The organism is Desulfobacterales bacterium (assembly GCA_029211065.1).
GTDB lineage: Bacteria > Desulfobacterota > Desulfobacteria > Desulfobacterales > JARGFK01 > JARGFK01.
The window spans coordinates 34,252-51,856 of sequence record JARGFK010000023.1; the positions used below are offsets into that span (position 1 = coordinate 34,252).

At 53.4% G+C, this 17,605-nt stretch carries 13 protein-coding genes; 11 read left to right on the forward strand and 2 right to left on the reverse strand.

The genetic code is table 11. From position 1 onward, the window contains the following. Positions 1-28 precede the first annotated feature (28 nt). The 5 genes from murB to P1P89_07240 all read left to right on the forward strand — a co-directional run bounded on the left by murB (position 29) and on the right by P1P89_07240 (position 6,100). Positions 29-979, forward strand: coding sequence for a UDP-N-acetylmuramate dehydrogenase (gene murB / locus P1P89_07220; GenBank protein MDF1591289.1), 951 nt, complete (start codon positions 29-31; stop codon positions 977-979). Beyond that, positions 969-1,820 (forward strand): FtsQ-type POTRA domain-containing protein, encoded by an 852-nt coding sequence (locus P1P89_07225; GenBank protein ID MDF1591290.1) that lies wholly within the window; start codon positions 969-971, stop codon positions 1,818-1,820. Before murB ends, P1P89_07225 begins: the two co-directional genes overlap by 11 nt. A 1-nt stretch (position 1,821) precedes the next feature. Next, positions 1,822-3,048: a cell division protein FtsA gene (gene ftsA / locus P1P89_07230; protein MDF1591291.1), complete on the forward strand. Its 1,227-nt coding sequence runs from the start codon at positions 1,822-1,824 to the stop codon at positions 3,046-3,048. A 55-nt stretch (positions 3,049-3,103) separates the two neighbouring features. Continuing rightward, entirely contained in the window at positions 3,104-4,291 is a 1,188-nt protein-coding gene (gene ftsZ / locus P1P89_07235; protein MDF1591292.1) for a cell division protein FtsZ, read from the forward strand. A 102-nt stretch (positions 4,292-4,393) separates the two neighbouring features. After that, positions 4,394-6,100 (forward strand): radical SAM protein, encoded by a 1,707-nt coding sequence (locus tag P1P89_07240; protein MDF1591293.1) that lies wholly within the window; start codon positions 4,394-4,396, stop codon positions 6,098-6,100. A 77-nt stretch (positions 6,101-6,177) separates the two neighbouring features. On the opposite strand, the gene P1P89_07245 is transcribed toward P1P89_07240, so the two are convergent. Then, positions 6,178-7,050, reverse strand: coding sequence for a DUF1566 domain-containing protein (locus tag P1P89_07245; GenBank protein ID MDF1591294.1), 873 nt, complete (start codon positions 7,048-7,050; stop codon positions 6,178-6,180). 361 nt (positions 7,051-7,411) lie between these two features. On the opposite strand from P1P89_07245, the gene P1P89_07250 reads away from it, so the two are divergent. The 3 genes from P1P89_07250 (at position 7,412) to P1P89_07260 (ending at position 11,255) form a co-directional block, all read left to right on the forward strand. Beyond that, the gene (locus P1P89_07250; GenBank protein ID MDF1591295.1) at positions 7,412-8,311 is read left to right on the forward strand and encodes an adenylate/guanylate cyclase domain-containing protein; all 900 of its coding nucleotides are present in this window, start codon (positions 7,412-7,414) and stop codon (positions 8,309-8,311) included. 206 nt (positions 8,312-8,517) lie between these two features. Then, on the forward strand, positions 8,518-10,446 hold the full coding sequence (locus P1P89_07255; protein ID MDF1591296.1) for a VWA domain-containing protein: 1,929 nt from the start codon (positions 8,518-8,520) through the stop codon (positions 10,444-10,446). Between the two features lie 17 nt (positions 10,447-10,463). Then, on the forward strand, positions 10,464-11,255 hold the full coding sequence (locus P1P89_07260) for a protein phosphatase 2C domain-containing protein (GenBank protein MDF1591297.1): 792 nt from the start codon (positions 10,464-10,466) through the stop codon (positions 11,253-11,255). A 60-nt stretch (positions 11,256-11,315) separates the two neighbouring features. Here P1P89_07260 and P1P89_07265 read toward each other — a convergent pair whose 3' ends face one another. After that, positions 11,316-12,890: an adenylate/guanylate cyclase domain-containing protein gene (locus tag P1P89_07265; GenBank protein MDF1591298.1), complete on the reverse strand. Its 1,575-nt coding sequence runs from the start codon at positions 12,888-12,890 to the stop codon at positions 11,316-11,318. Between the two features lie 220 nt (positions 12,891-13,110). Here P1P89_07265 and P1P89_07270 point away from each other — a divergent pair, with 220 nt between their 5' ends. The 3 genes from P1P89_07270 to P1P89_07280 all read left to right on the forward strand — a co-directional run. After that, on the forward strand, positions 13,111-15,816 hold the full coding sequence (locus P1P89_07270; protein MDF1591299.1) for a DUF1566 domain-containing protein: 2,706 nt from the start codon (positions 13,111-13,113) through the stop codon (positions 15,814-15,816). Between the two features lie 6 nt (positions 15,817-15,822). After that, positions 15,823-16,626, forward strand: coding sequence for a Stp1/IreP family PP2C-type Ser/Thr phosphatase (locus P1P89_07275; protein MDF1591300.1), 804 nt, complete (start codon positions 15,823-15,825; stop codon positions 16,624-16,626). Between the two features lie 3 nt (positions 16,627-16,629). Beyond that, positions 16,630-17,605, forward strand: a 976-nt coding sequence (locus tag P1P89_07280) for a serine/threonine-protein kinase (GenBank protein MDF1591301.1), incomplete at its 3' end; no start/stop codon positions are given.

The window sequence follows — 17,605 nt, forward strand, 5'->3', positions numbered from 1 at the left end:
TCGAACTGTTTTAAGGTGAAGGTGTTTGATGGTTTTAGATAGAACTGCCCGAAAATGGCTCCAAAATCGATTTGGGGAAGATGTGCGCTTTGATGAGCCCATGTCCCGGCACACCTCCCTGAAGGTCGGCGGACCGGCCGAAGCTTTTGTGGCCCCGGCGACTCTGGAAAACTTGCGGTTGCTGATCCAATGGACCGGAGAGGCGAAGCTCCCCTTTCTGATCATCGGCGACGGAACCAATTTGCTGGTAAAAGACACGGGTATTGCCGGAATCGTCATCGTTTTAACGAAGTGCCTGAATCAGATTTCAACGATTGCGAGCAGGGGCAGCGGCGTGGTGGTAAGGGCCATGGCGGGCGCCCGCCTGCATAAGCTATGCGCTTTTGCCATGGCCGCTAATTTAAAGGGGATGAATTTCGCCCAGGGAATCCCCGGCACGGTGGGCGGCGCCATCATGATGAATGCCGGGACCTCCCATGGGTGGATAGAAGATGTTCTGGAAGGGATCACCATTCTGGCCCCCACCGGCGAAACCCAAACAGTTTCAAAGGAGCGACTCGACTTTTCTTACCGGAAGCTTTCTTTGAAAAATGAAATGGCGCATCTCACGCCCGGCTACCCCGTCATCATAGACGGCCATTTTTATCTTCAACCGTCAGACGAACGGCAATTGCAGCATGAGGCCGATGAAATTCTAAAAAAGCGCAGGGCGAGCCAGCCGACGCACCTTCCCAGCGCCGGCTGCTTTTTCAAGAATCCGGCTTCCGGCAAACCCGCCGGCGAACTGATCGATCTGGCCGGATTAAAAGGGAAAAAAATCGGCGGCGCCCTGATTTCGCCCAAGCACGCCAATTTTATCATCAACAGCGGCGGCGCATCGGCCGGCGACATTCTGGCGCTGATGGAAACCGCCCAAGCCGCCGTACTGAATATGTTTAACATCGCTCTGGAGCCGGAGGTTAAAATTGTTGGCAGGTAAACCCTCTCGAAAAAATTATTATAAGAACAGCGCTTTAAAAGAATCGTCGCTGCGCAAGCGTCGCTGGATCCAGATTATCAAGACGGTTGGGTTCCTGTCCGCCCTGACGGTCATGAGTCTCGGGTTTGTGTTATGCCATGATTTTTTAACGCAATACGACTATTTTAACGCCCAGGACCTCGTCGTTACCGGCGGCAACAGACTGACTGCGGATGACATCATCCGCCAGGCGAATATTCAAAGGGGGATCAACATTCTGTCGCTGAACCTGACAAAGACCCGAAAAAGACTCTTGGCCCATCCCTGGATTGAAGAGGCCGATATCAGTCGGAAGCTGCCCAATGAAATCCATATTCACATTAGAGAGCAGCAGGCCATGGCCGTTATCGATCTGGGTCGCAAATTCATCATCAATGCAGGGGGGGGTATTTTCAAGGAATGGGGGCCGACGGACCCCGAAAACCTGCCCGTCATCACCGGGCTTCAGTTCAGCGATATCAATGCCTCCGGAACACACCGCACCCCCACCTTTGAAGCGGTCATGACGGTGTTGACCCTGGGGCGGGAAGGCAATAGTGTTTTGCCCAACAAATTCATTCAAACCATCCGCGTTGACCGCGAAATCGGTCTGACGCTGCTCGCTTTTGGCGAAAATAAACAGATCAAGCTGGGGTACGACGACTATCCCGGTAAATATGAAAACTTAAAGAACATTCTGATTCATCTCAGGGCAAGGTCGGCCATCCCTGACTTTATGACAATTGATTTAAACGATTTAAACCGCGTGGTTGTCCATCCGGTTAAAACGCCCCCAACGGGCTTGGATCAAAAGGAGGTATAGGGTGCAGGGGCAAGAAAATATTATCGTAGGCCTTGATATCGGAACGACCAAAATCTGTGCCGTAGTGGGCGAAATCTCCGGCAAGGACCTTAATATTATCGGAATTGGAACGCATCCCTCCATCGGGCTGAGAAAAGGGGTGGTCGTCAATATCGAGTCCACCGTCGATTCCATTAAAAAAGCGGTTGAAGAAGCCGAGCTTATGGCCGGATGTGAAATTTCATCGGTTTACGCCGGGATTGCCGGCGGCCATATCACCGGCTTCAACAGTCGCGGAATTGTTGCCATCAAAGGACCGGAAATCACCCAGAATGACGTCGACCGCGTCATCGATGCGGCCCGGGCGGTGGCCATTCCCATGGACCGTGAAGTCATCCATGTCCTGCCCCAGGAATATATTGTGGACGATCAAACCGGAATCCAGAACCCCATCGGCATGTCCGGCGTTCGCCTGGAAGCAAAAATTCACATCGTTACCGGTGCGGTCACCTCGGCCCACAATATTGTAAAATGCGCGAACCGTGCGGGTCTGGATGTTTGCGACATTGTTCTGGAATCACTGGCTTCGGGCGAGGCGGTCCTGACGGATGAGGAAAAGGAGCTCGGGGTGGCCCTGCTGGACCTTGGCGGCGGCACCACGGATCTCGCCATTTTTTCCGAAAAAAACATCAAGCATACGTTTGTTCTGGCCCTTGGCGGCAACAACCTGACAAACGACATTGCCATCGGGCTGCGGGCGCCCATCGCCGAGGCCGAGAAGATTAAAATAAAATACGGCAGTTGTCTTGCCCAGAATATCAGCAGTGACGAGAGCATTGAAATTCCCGGCATGGGGGGCCGCAAACCCAGAAAGCTTCCCCGGCAGATCCTGGGTGAAATATTAGAGCCGCGCATGGAGGAAATCTTCACCTTGATCAAAAGAGAAATTTACCGCGCCGGCATGGAAAACGTCATCGCATCCGGATTGGTGGTAACCGGCGGTTCCGCCCTGCTGCAGGATGTGAGCGAAGTGGCCGAATCGATATTAAATCTGCCGACCCGGCTGGGTCAGCCGGTGGGTATCACCGGGCTGGTGGATGTGGTCAACAATCCCATGTATGCCACCGGTGTCGGTCTGGTCTTATACGGCGCCAAAAACCAATCTCCCAAAAAGTTCAGAATTCGGGATACCAATATTTTCAACCGCGTCATGACCCGCATGAAACGCTGGTTCAAGGATGTGATTTAACATAACCGGGCACATAAAAGTGCCCACAACACCAACAAGTCAGGAGGGGGGGGAAATGATGTTTACCTATGTTGACAACGAAAAGTCTGCTAAAATTAAAGTGATCGGTGTCGGCGGAGCAGGCGGGAACGCGATCAACAACATGATCGCTTCCAAACTCCAGGGCGTTAAATTTATCGCCGCCAATACCGATGCCCAGGCCCTTGAAATCTCCAAGGCACCCGTCAAGATTCAGCTTGGCGAAAAATTGACGGAAGGACTGGGCGCCGGTGCGGACCCGCAAATCGGACGGGATGCCGCCCTGGAGAACAGCCAGGCCATCATCAGCGCACTGGAAGACAGCCATATGGTATTTATCACGGCCGGTCTGGGGGGTGGAACCGGTACCGGGGCCGCACCGATTATTGCCGAAATCTGCAAGGAGCTGGGCGCCCTGACGGTCGCCGTCATCTCCAAGCCGTTTTCGTTCGAAGGCAAAAAACGTGCGCGCCAGGCCCAGGAAGGGATTGAAGCATTAAAGAAATTCGCCGACACGGTCATCACCATTCCCAATGACCGCTTAAGGGGTCTGGCCGCCAAAAACGCCACCATGATTGAAATGTTTCGCAAGGCCGATGAGATCCTGCTCCATTCCGTCAAAGGAATTACAGATCTCATCATGATGCCGGGGCTGGTGAATCTTGACTTTGCCGATGTCCGCACCACCATGTCGAAAGCCGGCATGGCCATTATGGGAATCGGCATCGCTTCCGGTGAAAACCGCGCCATCGAAGCTGCCGAAAGAGCCATCTCGCACCCCTTGCTGGAAGACATCACCATCAATGGCGCCAAGGGCGTCTTGATGAACATTACCTGTGGACCGGATCTGACCATGGAGGAAATGACCGAAGCCTCCGAGCGGATCTACCATGAAGTCGGTGAAGATGCCGACATCATCTGGGGAGCGGTGGTGGACGACAATATGAAGGATGAAATGTGCGTGACGGTCATTGCAACCGGGATCGGGGAAAAGCTCGACGCCAAAAAACCGCTGCGGCACGGTGAAGCGCCCCTGCGCGGAAAATTACGGGACGTGACCCCTGCGGATCTGGATAACGCCATCGATTACGATGAGCCGACCTTTATCCGTCAGCAGGAGGCGGTGGGCGAATCCGGCGGCGCCACCTATCGCGGGTACCGCGGAATCGTTATCGACAAGAACGACCTGGACGTCCCCACGTTTTTGAGAAGAAAAGCCGATTAACCCGGCCGGCGATTGTGATATTTTTTTACGGTTGTAAAGCGTCCGGGATAATTGTATTTACTGGAACAAATGGTTTTCCAAACTGAAACATCATATGCGAACTTGCTGGAATCAGAAAAGGGAACGGTTCGAAAAAACTGGAGCGGTCGCACGAAGATTGCCCTCGTGTATCCCAATCAATACCATGTGGGCATGTCCAACCTCGGTTTTCAAGCCGTTTACCAGCTCCTCAACCGGATGGACGCTGTTGTCTGCGAACGCGCTTTTCTACCGGACGATGGACCGAAGGCCCAACGTCTGGTCTCTCTGGAATCCGGCCGTCCGCTGGGCGATTTTGATATCGTCGCGTTTTCAATCTCATTTGAAAACGATTTCCCCAATCTTCTCACCGTACTTGAAAAGGCAGCGCTCCCCCTTAAAGCCATTGACAGAGGCAACCCCCACCCCCTCGTCATGGCAGGGGGAGTCGCCTGCTTTTCCAATCCGGAACCGATTGCAGAATTTATCGATCTTTTTGTCATAGGAGAAGCAGAGCCCGTCCTGACACAGTTTGTTGAACGCTTTGATCCCGGGGTCGACCGGGCAACGCTGTTAAAGAGCCTCGCTCAAAATATACCCGGTATTTATGTGCCGGCATTTTATCAGCCCCGCTACCGAACCGACGGCACCCTCTCCTCTTTTAGGCCGCTTGGCGATGTACCCCCTACAATCAAGCGCGTCTTTTTGGACGATCTCTCCCGCGCCCCCACCACCAGTGCAATTATTACGTCCCATACCACATTCGGCCGTTCTTTCCTGGTGGAGACCGGCAGGGGCTGCCCCCATGGGTGCCGGTTCTGCAGTGCCGGCTATATTTACCGGCCGCCGCGATTCGTGCCGCTGCCGATCCTGGAGAGCTGTCTGGAAAAGGGCCGGTCGCTGTCCGACAAGGTCGGCTTGGTGGGCGCGGCCGTATCCAACCTGCCTGAAATCGAAGCCCTCTGCAGCCGCATCCTCCATAGCGGCATGACCGCTTCCTTCAGTTCATTAAGGGCCGACGCCCTTTCAGCCGGGCTGGTGGGCGTCCTAAAGCAAAGCGGCGTCAAGACCGCCACCATCGCTCCGGATGCAGGGTCCCAGCGTCTGCGCGCTGTCATCAACAAAGGCATTTCGGAGGCGGACATACTCAATGCCGCCCAGATGCTGATTCAGAACGGCATTCCGAATTTAAAGCTCTACTTCATGATCGGGCTGCCCACCGAAACATCGGAAGATGTAGACGGCATCGTGTCGTTGTGCAAGCGGATCAAACACACGTTTTTAAAGTCCAGCAGGGCCCGGAAACGCATCGGCGATATCACCGTCGGCCTGAACTCCTTTGTCCCCAAACCCTTCACCCCCTTTCAGTGGGCCCCCATGGATGAAGTGCCTGTTTTGAAAGACAAGATCAAAACCGTCCGAAAGGGATTAAAGCCGGTGGCAAACGTCCGCCTGCACGCGGATATTCCCCGCTGGGCCTACCTCCAGGCCTTGTTTTCCCGGGGGGATCGCAGGGTTGCCGATCTGTTGCTCGCAGCCCATTCCAATAGGGGAAACTGGCCCCAGACCTTTAAAGAATCCCCCCTGAACCCCGCTTTTTATGTTCACCGGGAGCGATACCTGCAGGAACGCTTCCCCTGGGATTTTATCGAGCATGGCCTTAATAAATCGTTTTTAGAAGCAGAATATAAAAAAGCGCTGAAGGCTAAACCATCGCCCCCCTGCCCCATGGAATCCTGCCAAATCTGCGGCGTCTGCAGGAAAAGTGATCCTCTGATCCCTATCCCCTGACTTCTGCCTTCTGACTTCTGGCTCCTGTCTTCTGCCTTCCCCCACTGACCCCTGACCCCTGATCCCCGACCCCTGTCCTACTTATTGACCCTGACCGGCATCACAAACGCCCGGTCGCTTTTTTTCTGATGATGAATTTCTCCGGTATACAGCATGACGGTATAGGCCCGGGCGGAGGGAGGGTCGGGCCTGATTGTCGGGCCGCCGGAAACCGCAAACTCGCTTTGGGACCAGTAAGGCATATGAATGATGATGTTTTCAAAGGGATTCGGCTCCACCAGGGCGGGCGCCTGCCGCTCGGTCTCGATGAGTGTTTTCCATTCATCAACAGATGAAAGCCGCCAGTCGGTATGGCCGCCCAAGTTGAAATTCCTGCATTTTTCCATTGCTTCCGACCATGTCAAGGCCGACACAAAATCCAGCCGCCAGCCGTTTTTAACCCACATCAAACCCGTTTGGGTGTCGGTCACCGTCCCGTTCTGATTGTCAACAAATCGAGGAGTTGTCGGTTTCGATGCCGGGGGCTGCTCCGTCGGGGGTAAAGGCTTTTCAATGGACAGTTCCGGCGGCTTCAGGGACGCTACACTCTCCTTGAATTCATAAACGCCGAAATAACTCACCGCCCCTTCCTGGTTTAATTTTTCCCAGAAGCGGACCGCCGCTTCCCGGGTGGCGTATTTCCCCAGAAAAACCCGGTAAAAAATCCCCTTACCGGGGATATCGACCTCTTTCCAAAAAACCAGTTTCCCTTTTTCCTGGAGCGAATTCACATGCCGGTTGGCGTTCTGCAGGTATTTAAAAGAAGCCAGGTGGATACTGTAATAGCGCTCCCCGGCGCCCTCAGCCAGGCCCCCTGTTGCCGGCATCACTAAAGCAACCAAAACGCCAAACCTGAACAGGCTCATCCGAATCACCTTCGATACTGAATATTCTTTTATCTTTATCCGCATGTTTCCGCTCCTATGTTATTATCTGAATTTTGCGCGAGCGGGAGAATTTAAGCGCGCCCGCATGTCCACCCTTCCGTCAGCACCTTTCCAGCCAGTCAAGCCGTCTTACGGAGGGCCACCTTTGCTGGTTGAAGTGATTTTAGCACAAACAGTACGCCTTGGCAAAGTCCGGCGGCAATACGGCCGGAGCCCGCCGGTCATTGCCTCGTCGGGCTTAACCGGGTCATCGATGGGGGCCTGAGGCCTGCTGCTAAGACCAGCTGCCGGATATGCGTTTTATTTTTCCATTGACACAACAGCAACAATTCTATATCTAACTTTGTATTTACTGTCGATTGACCTATTACTCCATGAGGTGGCTATGCCTCGCGAAACCGCTACCCTTGCCATTTTATTTGCAGACATTGCAAAAAGCACCCATCTTTACGAAACGCTGGGTAACGCCACAGCCCAACATCTCATCGGCGCCTGTCTTTCGCGCATGGCGGACGTGACCAAAAAGCACAAGGGTGTCGTCATCAAAACCATCGGTGATGAAATCATGTCGACATTTCCCAGCGCCACGGATGCCATCGCTGCCGGAAAGGAAATGCACCAGTCCATTGAACAGATGACCTTGCCTGATCAACCCGCCTTTTCTCCTCCCAATATTTACGTCGGTATTCAGATCGGATCGGTGGTTAAAGAGGAGGGGGATGTCTTTGGAGACGCCGTCAATGTCGCCGCTCGAATGGTGGCGCTGGCCAAGCAACGGCAGATTCTAACGACCGAAGAAACGATAAACGCACTTTCAGCGGATTTGCGCGAATCCGCCCATTGCATTGACAGGACCACCATCAAAGGCAAAAGCGGAGAAGTTAATATCTACGAAATCATCTGGGAACAGCATGATGTGACGGTCATGCTGGACGGCTCTTTAGAAGCGCTTGCCATTCGGTCCCGGCTGGAACTGTCCTTTGCCGGAAGCACCATGGATGTCGATATCGACCGCCCCAGTGCCACCCTTGGACGACAAGCGCACAACGATATCGTGGTCAATGACAATCGCGTCTCAAGATCTCATGCCCGCATTGAATATCGCCGCGGCAAATTTGTTCTGATCGATCAAAGCTCAAACGGAACGTTTGTCTTGATCCAGGGCAAAAAAAGTATCCAGATAAAACGCGACGAAACACCGTTGCTGGGAAACGGCGTGATTGGCCTGGGTCGCGACGTGACCCTTGATTCGGACATGGCGGTGCACTTTTCCATCAAATTCTAAGAGACCTTAAAAATGCTCAATTTAGTTCAACCCCATGAAAGTGGATCCCGCCGCGGCGGGATTAAACTTTGAAACCGGCCCTGGTACTATACCCGGCATTTCATATAGGGCAGCGTCCGAAATTGGACAAAAGAGGTCGTATTAATAATGGTATCGGAAAGGGCATCGGGCGGGCAGCCTGTTAAGTAATAAGGGGAATTTTATTCGTGAAACCAAAAAGATCAAAATTTAATTTCCCATTCGGCTTTATGGTTGTTATTGCAGCCGTTGTGTTGCCCGCGGCAAGCGTCCCGGGACAGCCGGTTGAACAGGTAACCATCAATTATATTGAGGCTGCTGCCGTTGCCGATCAATATGCAAATGAAGTCCGCGCTTACATCACGGTTACGGCAACAGGCCAAAAACCGATCAGCAATCTGGCCCCCTCGGATTTTAAAGCGCTCGAGGACGGTCAGTCCGTGACCATTAAGAAAGTAGCCCCCACCGCCGATCCCATGTCCGTTGTGCTGGCCATTGATACCAGCGGCAGCATGCAGGCGCGTGATACCGCCGGCCAGACCTCAATGGAAGCGGCCAGGAAAGCCGCTGCCGATTTTATCGCGATGCTTTCTGCCGATGACCGTCTGGCGCTTTTCAGTTTTAACAGGGACCCCCGGCTCCACTCCGATTTCAGTTCCGATCATGACGCCGTAATTTCAGCCGTTAAAGGACTTGAGGCCAAACCGAATGCCTATACCTGCCTTTACGATACCGCTTTTGAAGCCGTCAAAAAGGCCGCGGAAATTCCCAGGGGCCGACGGGCCGTTATTCTGCTCACCGACGGAAAAGACGAGCGCGGCGACGGGCCCTGCAGTACGCATAACGTCACCGATGTCATCGATCTGGCTACCACCAAAACAATCCGGGTCCCGATCTACACGATCGGTGTCGGGCCGAAAGTCGACGCCAAGGAATTGGGACGTATCGCCAATTTGACCGGCGGCCGCAGTTTGCTGGCCGCCTCGCTGGAGCAGTTGCAAGGCTTCTATCAAACGCTGGCCGATCAGCTGAAAAACCAGTACCTGCTGACATACAACTCCCAGACTCCCAGCGGTGAACATTCACTGGTAATAAAGGTTCAGCACCAGGGCCGGCAGAGTCAGGACGAAAAGCGGTTCTGGGTTCCGCCCCTGCCGGTCCTCCAGCCGCCGTCAGTGAATTTCGCCGATATTACGCCCAGTGATCAATCCGCCGATATCCTGAAGGTGAAAGTAAACATTGTACCGGAGCAAACCACCGCAAAGCTCCGTTATTATGTTGATGGCGCCCTGAAAGGGGAAATTACGTCCCCGCCGTTTGACACATTCGATTGGCCTACCGCAGAACTGTCCGCCGGATTGCATGTTCTTCGGGTGGAGATAATCGACATCAAGGGACAGAGCGGGATCACCGAAATGACCCGGGAGGTGGCGGCGGCGCCAATTTCCCCGGTGCTGCCGCCGGATTCAACCGCGCAAAAAGAAGGACCTGCCGGCGGATTTATCGTTCAACTGGCAGCATTAACGGCATTGCTCCTTGCAGCGGCCGGGGGCGTCTTCTGGTGGTTTCGCCGACGGCAAAAAGGCGCTGCAGCGGCCGTGCAAATGCTTGCCCGGACCGATTGTCCCGAACCGCACGGGAAAATCGCGCGGGATATTGAGGATGAAACCGTATTTTGGGGGAATGCCGAGAATGCAGATAAAGTCGGTGCAGTCGCGGAAATAGCGGTTCCGGCGGCCACCCTGACGGTTGTTGAAAATCAAGGTCTGGATAAAGGAAAAACTTTTGAGCTGACCGGCGCCATATCGATTGGACGCGGCGATGACAACGATATCGCCATCCCGGACAAGGCCATATCCAGAAGGCATGCTGAAATTTATTTAGACGCCAACCGGTTTTTTATTCGGGATTTGGGCAGTAAATACGGAACTCAGATCAATGGACGCGACATTGCTGCCGGCCGTGAACCGATTGCCGATGGAGACCGGATACAGTTGGGTCCCCGAACAGTTCTAAAATTTAATGTTTCAGCTCCGCCGGAAGCGGTCGACAATACCAAAACCAAAAGTTATGACCTGGGCATCGATGAAAAGACCCAGGTTGTTGATCCGGACTGAACCATAGGGCAAACGAAATGAAAACAACCGAGCGCGTTCATATGAAGGTTAACATGCCGCACATTCATGCCAGCGGCATCTCGGATCCCGGTCGCTCCCGGGGGGACAATCAAGACCATATCCTTATTGATGAATCCGGTCATTTTATGCTGCTGGCGGATGGAATGGGGGGGCATGAACGCGGTGCCGAAGCCAGCAAAACCGCCATCGGGGTCTTGAAGGAGCGTCTACACCCGGACATTTTATTGCAGGAACTCGCCGATATCACGGATGCCGAAGGAATCCCCACGGAAGTGATATGTCTTTCCGCCATTGTCGAAGATGCAGTCAAAGAAGCCAATCAACTGCTCTATGAGCGCAATGTAAAATACAACCTGAAGCGGTTCATGGGGACGACGATTGTGGGTCTGGTTCCGGTCAAAGAGGATTTCATGCTGTGGTTTCACGTGGGAGACAGCCGCCTGTATCGCTGGCGGGTCGGCAATCTCAAGCAGCTGACAACCGATCACTCCGCTCTTGCACAATGGGAAAAAAGCGGCCGACAGGGCGCCGAGCCGGCCAAGCATGTTATTACCCGGGCCATCGGACCCAATAAAATGGCATCGGCGGACATCTCCTGGGAGAAATGGCAGGCGGGCGATGTTTACCTTCTGTGCAGTGACGGCCTCACGGATATGCTGACTGATAAAAACATTTTAAAAATTCTGACCGATCTCCATGAGGTCGACCAGATTGCCACGCATCTGGTTGATGCCGCCAACGCGGCCGGCGGCAAGGATAATGTCAGCGTGGTGGTGTGCCGGGTCTAAAAATAAATTTTCCCATAAGCCTCTTTTTTTTACTCCCCGAGACCTATAGAGAACGCCCCATTATCTGACCCTTTTGATAATATACGCTTCCAGATCGGGTTCTTTGTCCGGATGTTTGGTCCTTATCATCTTTGGCAGGACTTCCACCATCTGGTAAACACGTTCATATACGGACTTGCTGATGATGATCTCGCCCGGATCTGCGCCGTCACAAAGGCGGGCGGCCATATTGACGGTATCCCCGATGACGGTGTACTCCATGCGTTTGGCGGATCCGATAAACCCATGGATGACTTCGCCGGAGTGAATGCTGATACCCACTTGGAAAACGGGCAGGCGTCGAACCTTTCTGCCTTCACATAGTTTTTCGATGGCCTGTTGCATTTCCATAGCTGCCCGCATCGCCTTTTCCCATTGGCGGTCGTCGTGGTCCGGGCTGCCGAAAACCGCCAGGACCGAATCACCAACGTATTTATCAACGACGCCGTCGTACTCAAATATGATCGGAACAAAAGCGTCAAACATCTCGTTGAGCATGCGGACAACATCGTCCGGGTCCATTTGGGCGCTCAGGGATGTGAAATTCCGGACGTCCGTCACAAGGATCGTCACCGGATCGACCCTTTCGCCGCCGCCGCGCATGCCGCCGTATTTGTCCATCACCCGCTTGGCGCTTTCCGATGAAAATTGCCGCATCAGATTGTTCTGGGCCGCTTCTTTGCGTCTGAGATCTTCACGCAAGACATGATCCCTTAAAAATACGGATACCTGGCCGGCTATGGCCCTGAGCAATTCCAGATCGGCAGGGCAAAAGGCTTCCCGGCTCAAATAGTTGTCCACATAGATGACACCCAGCGCCTGCTCGCCGATTGTCAGTGGCACATATATGGCCGCCTGGACTTTGAAGTAAACAGCGCTGTGCGGGGAGGCCGGTCCGGTTTTAGCTTCCGACGGCGCAGCCCAGATAAAGGCTTCGCGATTCGCAAAGGCCCGCTTGGACAAGGTCGTACTGACGGAATGGTCCCCCGCCGGCCAGTGTGCCTTAAGGAGCAGTTCCCCGCGCGAATCCGGCATTAAGATGGCGCCGCGCTGGGCGCAGGGCATCGCCTGCTTAAGCTGATCAACCAGAACTTTATCCAGCATATCGATGGTGCCGGCCTTGCCAATGCTTTGGCAAAGATCGTTAAACGCTTTCAGCTTTCGCCATTCCTGGGCCGGCATCCCAAAGGCGTCCCCCCGCTCGGTCTTTGTAATCGACATCATTACATCATCGGTATTGATGATGGTCCCTTCCAGCTCCTCCTGATCCACGGTTGCTGCCGCAACGGGAGCCGCCTCCATCTGGACGGTCATAACCGTTTCCCCGATCTGCAGTATTGACCGGGGAGTGAGGCGAGTTTTTTTAGAAATCGCTTTTCCGTTTACAAGGGTGCCGTTGCGACTGCCGAGATCCTCAATCCAGTATTGATCGTTCCCAAAGGTCAGGCGGGCATGCCGGTGAGACGCATATTCATCCTGCAATAAATCCAGATCAATCGACTGGCCGTCCTTTTGGCTGCGGCCGATGATGATGGTGTCTGCTCGGGATTCAAATCGTTCGGGCGTATGAGGCGGAATGGAATAGTAAATAATCATGGCTCACAAATGCAGATCCGTTTAAGGTTTTTGGGTGTCGGTCTGAGCCAGATGAACGGACGCATGTTTTATAACTACAAATCTAACATGAAACCCGGTAGAATATCAATCATTTCTTGACAGTTGCCGATTCTCAACCTATAATTTGGAACTGTCAAGACAGTGCAATTAAATCGCCCGGATTTACTTAAAACCCCCTTTTGACGGACAGTAGTTATTGATGACTGTTTCTAAATCAATCGCTATAATACTCGCCGGCCTTGTCGTTTTTTTCTGGGCAGGTTTTGCCGCAAAAGGAATATCTGCGGTCGCAGATAAAAATGTGGCTGATAGCGGCACCAATCATGCACTGATCATCGGTATCAACAAGTACGATGCCTGGCCCGAACTGAAAAGCCCCGTCAAAGATGCTGAAGCAATAGCCAAAGTTCTCACCGAAAAATATGATTTTAAAAAATCAAACATCGTCCTGCTGACCGATACCACCAAAGAAAAACCCGACCTGGTCAACATTTTGACCTACCTGGACAAGTTTGCGACAGGGTTGACCGAAAAAGACAATCTGTTGATCCTCTTTTTCGGCCACAGCAAAGAAGACGACCAGGGCGAAACCTACTGGATTCCCAAAAACGGCAAAGAAACGTCCAAAATGACCTGGATCAATCATGCGGCCGTATCCGAAGAAGTATTCGCTTCCGACAAGTTCAAGGCTAAAAACCTGTGCGTCATTACCGACTCTCCCTTCTCAAGCAAGCTCTTCAGACCCCGGGCCACGACCGTTTCACCATTTGACCTGCGCTACACCGAAAAAGTTTTGGAATTGGCCGGCCGGCGCTCACGAGAACTCATTGCCTTCGGCGACCAGCATTGGCCCGGCAGCAAGAATACCGACGATCTGGGTCTGTTCGCCTATTCCATCCGCAAGGCGCTGCTGGACAATACTTTCGATGTGCTCGATTTTGAAAACCTGATTTTTGATGAAAATATCATTTTTCAAATATCCAAAATTGCCGGCACCAAAATTGCGCGGGGCCGATTCAGAACCGACGTTGATCAGCGCGGCCAGTTTGTCATCAATAAACTCTCCGTGGTTCCGGCAGTTGAGATTGTCGCCGCCGAAGTCAGCCCGGACAAGGGGTATCCCGGCGACACCTTCCTGGTAAAAGCCAAAACCAGCGCCCCGGCATCCGAAGTCCTGATCGATATCGATGGACAGAAACACCGCATGAAAGGCGCCGGCACGGAATGGACCTACAGCGCAACCGCCGAAAAAACAGGGAAAACCGCATACAAAATCGCCGCGTTGAATGAAAGAGAGATCAGCGGCAAACCCCGCCCGGGTGAGTTTACCATCATCCCGAGACGAGCGGAAGTCGCCAATATTGAAGCGTTGACAGTGGAACCCCAACGGGGCGTCGAAGGCGAAAATTTCAAGTTTAGCGCCAGAACGGACCAGCCGGCGGATACGGTTGAAATACTCATCAAGGGCAACCGCTATAAAATGCAGGGTTCCGGTACGAACTGGTCTCTGACCAGGGCCCTTGAAGACACCGGCAGCGTTGACTTTTCAGTTGCCGCACTAAACAAAGACGGCGTCAAGGGGCGCGCCAAAGAAGGCAACCTTGTCGTCAAGGCAGCCGCGGTGAACATCGTCCAGGTGGAGACCACCCCCCGGGAGGGATATGCCGGCGAAGAATTTACCATCACGGCCAGGACCAACCGCTCGGCAAATACCGTCGCCATTCAGATCGACGGTCAGGAATTTCCCATGGAAGGCGCCGGGAATACTTGGCGCTTTAAAAAGACCATTGCGGATATCGGCAAAAAACAGTTTACCGTTATTGCCAAAAATACGGACGGCGCAACCGGGCAATCCCGCGGCGGTGATTTGCTGACGAAGCGAAGCCCGCTGCCCATCCCCAATGTTGCGGCGGTTGATGTGAATGTCGTCAGCCCCGGCAAGGGATATTCCGGCGACAGCTTTGAGATAAATGCCAAAACCACCGCACCATCCGAGTCCGTATTTATCGCCATTGAGGGCGATGTCTATCAAATGACGGGCTCCGGAATCGACTGGAAATACGTTGCCAAGATAGACAAGCTGGGGGAAAACAAATACCGGGTCGGCGCAAAAAACAAGGACGGCGCCCAGGGCCAGTCCCGTGAAGGCATTATCACCACCACCAAGAAACCACTGGAACCGGTCAATGTCCTTGCCGCCCAGGTGAATCCGCCCAAAGGCTATGCCGGCAAGGAGTTTACCTTTACAGCCAGCACCGACAAGCCGGCCAAGGGGGTTTCGCTTTTAATCGGCCGCGACCGTTATGACATGACCGGTTCCGGCACCAGCTGGCGCTTTACTAAAAAGTTGGATATTACCGGCGACATCAATTTTTCAGTGGCGGCCCGCAATGCCGATGATGCCGAGGGGATAGTAAAGACGGCATCGCTTTCCATCGAAGAAGAACCCAAAGGATTTGCTTACATCGGCGATGGAAAAGTCAAGGACCGCAAAACCGGAAAAGTGCTCGCCCGCTTTGTGGAAAACGGCGACGGCACCGTTACGGATCGGGTCACCAGTCTGATGTGGCTGCAAACCCCCAAAACCATCGCCGTGTCCTGGGACGATGCCAATGAATTTTGCCGGACGCTTGAAGTCAAAGGCTACGCAGGCTGGCGACTCCCCACCATAGAGGAATTAAGAGTCCTGGTGGACACGAAGAAACAGAACCCGGCCCTGCCCACGGGACATCCCTTTACGAACGTATTGACCCATGTGGGATACTGGTCCAAGACCAAACATAAGTTCGGACCGCAATATGTCTTCCAGATGAACCTGTGGTACGGCAAAGACGGCTATGTTAAAAAAGAAGAAAACTCCATCGTTTGGCCGGTCCGGTATGCCGAAGAGCTGAATAAGGGATAAAGACAGATGAGCCAAATTACCATCGGAGCGGCTTCCGATCCCGGAAGGAAGCGAAAAGAAAATCAGGACTCCCATGCGTTTTTCTGCCCCCCGGAGGGCACCGCCCACAAAAAAGGAATTTTACTGGCATTGGCCGACGGCATGGGGGGTCATGCCGGCGGGTCCATTGCCTCCAAATTAGCAATCGACACGCTCATTCAGACCTATTATGACGACACCGGCGCCGGCATCCCGGAATCCCTTGAAAAGTCAGTTCAGGCGGCCAATCAAAAAGTTCTGGAGAAAAGCCGGAGCGACCCTGACGTACAGGGGCTGGGTTCCACCCTGACGGCGGTTGTTTTCCAGGGATCCGACATGTACCATGCCCACGTCGGCGACAGTCGGGGATATTCCATTTTCGCCAATCAGATCACCCAGTTTACCGAAGACCATTCTTACGTTGCCAGCCTGGTTAAGGCCGGCGTCATCAGCGCGGAAGAAGCCCTGACGCATCCCGAAGGAAACATCATCACCCGGGCGATCGGTGTTCAGGAAGACTTGAAGGTGGACACCTCCCCGACGCCCGCAAGAATCCATAAGGATCAATTTGTCCTGCTGTGCTGCGACGGCCTCTATAAAGAGGTTCCCGATCAGGAAATACTGGCAACCGTTTATGAGTTCAGAGACCCGGACGCTATCAGTAAAAAATTAATTGAAAAAGCCAATGAAAACGGCGGCAATGACAACATTACCGTTGTCATTGCGAGAATCGACACCGTTGAAGGTGCCCCGACCTGGCTGAACCGGTTTCTGCGCCTCCTGAGGAAATGATACATGATTAACGAAAAGATAGGGGACTATGATGTAACCAATGCCCTTGGCAAGGGCGGCTTCGGCAGCGTCTGGATGGCCACATCTTCCGAGGGCGCTACCGTTGCGCTGAAACTGCTGAACCCCCAGGCGCTGGACAATCAAAAGGTCGTCAAGAAATTTTTCCACGAGGCCATGATCCTGGCCAAACTCGACCATCCCAATATTACCAAGCTGCTGGAGTTTTTCCCGGACGGCGACAATTATGCCATCGTCATGGAATATGTGGAAGGGATTGAATTAAAAAAACTGCTGCAGCAGCAAAAAGGGCTGTTGCCTTTTAATCATGCCTATAAAATCGCCATGCAGTCCCTGGATGCCTTTCAATATGCCCACGAGCACGGCATCCTGCACCGGGATATCAAGCCCGCCAATATCATGATCAATAAAAACGGCGACGCCAAAATCATGGATTTCGGCATTGCCAAAATGGGCACCACCGCATCCCATGATACGGCCGCCAGCATGCTATCGGTTCACTACACGCCGCCGGAACGGTTCGACAAATCCAGAGAAATCGATCAGCGTTCGGACATTTACTCCCTGGGCCTGGTGTTCTATGAAATGTTTGCCGGCCGCAGGGCCTTTTCCGCCACGGAAACGTCCCAAATCATGTTTTCGCACCTCAATGAGATCCCTGAGCCGCCATCCAAGTACGCGCCGAACCTGCCGCCGCAGATCAGCAAGGCTATCTTCAAGGCCCTGGAAAAGGACCCTGAAGACCGTTTTCCTGATTTTAAAGCTTTCAAACAGGCCATTCAGGTGGACCAGGCCGAAATTGATGATGCCACCAGCATGGTGGATCTGGAAGCCACCATGGCCGATGCCACCATTGACGTGGGCGCTGCTGGCCTGCCGCCCCCGAAAACAGCTCAAGCCCCGGCGGAAGAAAAAAAGAAAACACCCACGGCCATGCTGGCCGCCGTCATTGCGTTGGTTT

What these genes read in the sequence shown, in the direction of transcription:
- murB (MDF1591289.1), top strand. Translation starts at nt 29, where the DNA reads ATGGTTTTAGATAGAACTGCCCGAAAATGGCTCCAAAATCGATTTGGG.
- ftsZ (MDF1591292.1), top strand. Translation starts at nt 3,104, where the DNA reads ATGATGTTTACCTATGTTGACAACGAAAAGTCTGCTAAAATTAAAGTG.
- P1P89_07245 (MDF1591294.1), bottom strand. Translation starts at nt 7,050, where the DNA reads ATGCGGATAAAGATAAAAGAATATTCAGTATCGAAGGTGATTCGGATG.
- P1P89_07250 (MDF1591295.1), top strand. Translation starts at nt 7,412, where the DNA reads ATGCCTCGCGAAACCGCTACCCTTGCCATTTTATTTGCAGACATTGCA.
- P1P89_07260 (MDF1591297.1), top strand. Translation starts at nt 10,464, where the DNA reads ATGAAAACAACCGAGCGCGTTCATATGAAGGTTAACATGCCGCACATT.
- P1P89_07265 (MDF1591298.1), bottom strand. Translation starts at nt 12,890, where the DNA reads ATGATTATTTACTATTCCATTCCGCCTCATACGCCCGAACGATTTGAA.
- P1P89_07270 (MDF1591299.1), top strand. Translation starts at nt 13,111, where the DNA reads ATGACTGTTTCTAAATCAATCGCTATAATACTCGCCGGCCTTGTCGTT.
- P1P89_07275 (MDF1591300.1), top strand. Translation starts at nt 15,823, where the DNA reads ATGAGCCAAATTACCATCGGAGCGGCTTCCGATCCCGGAAGGAAGCGA.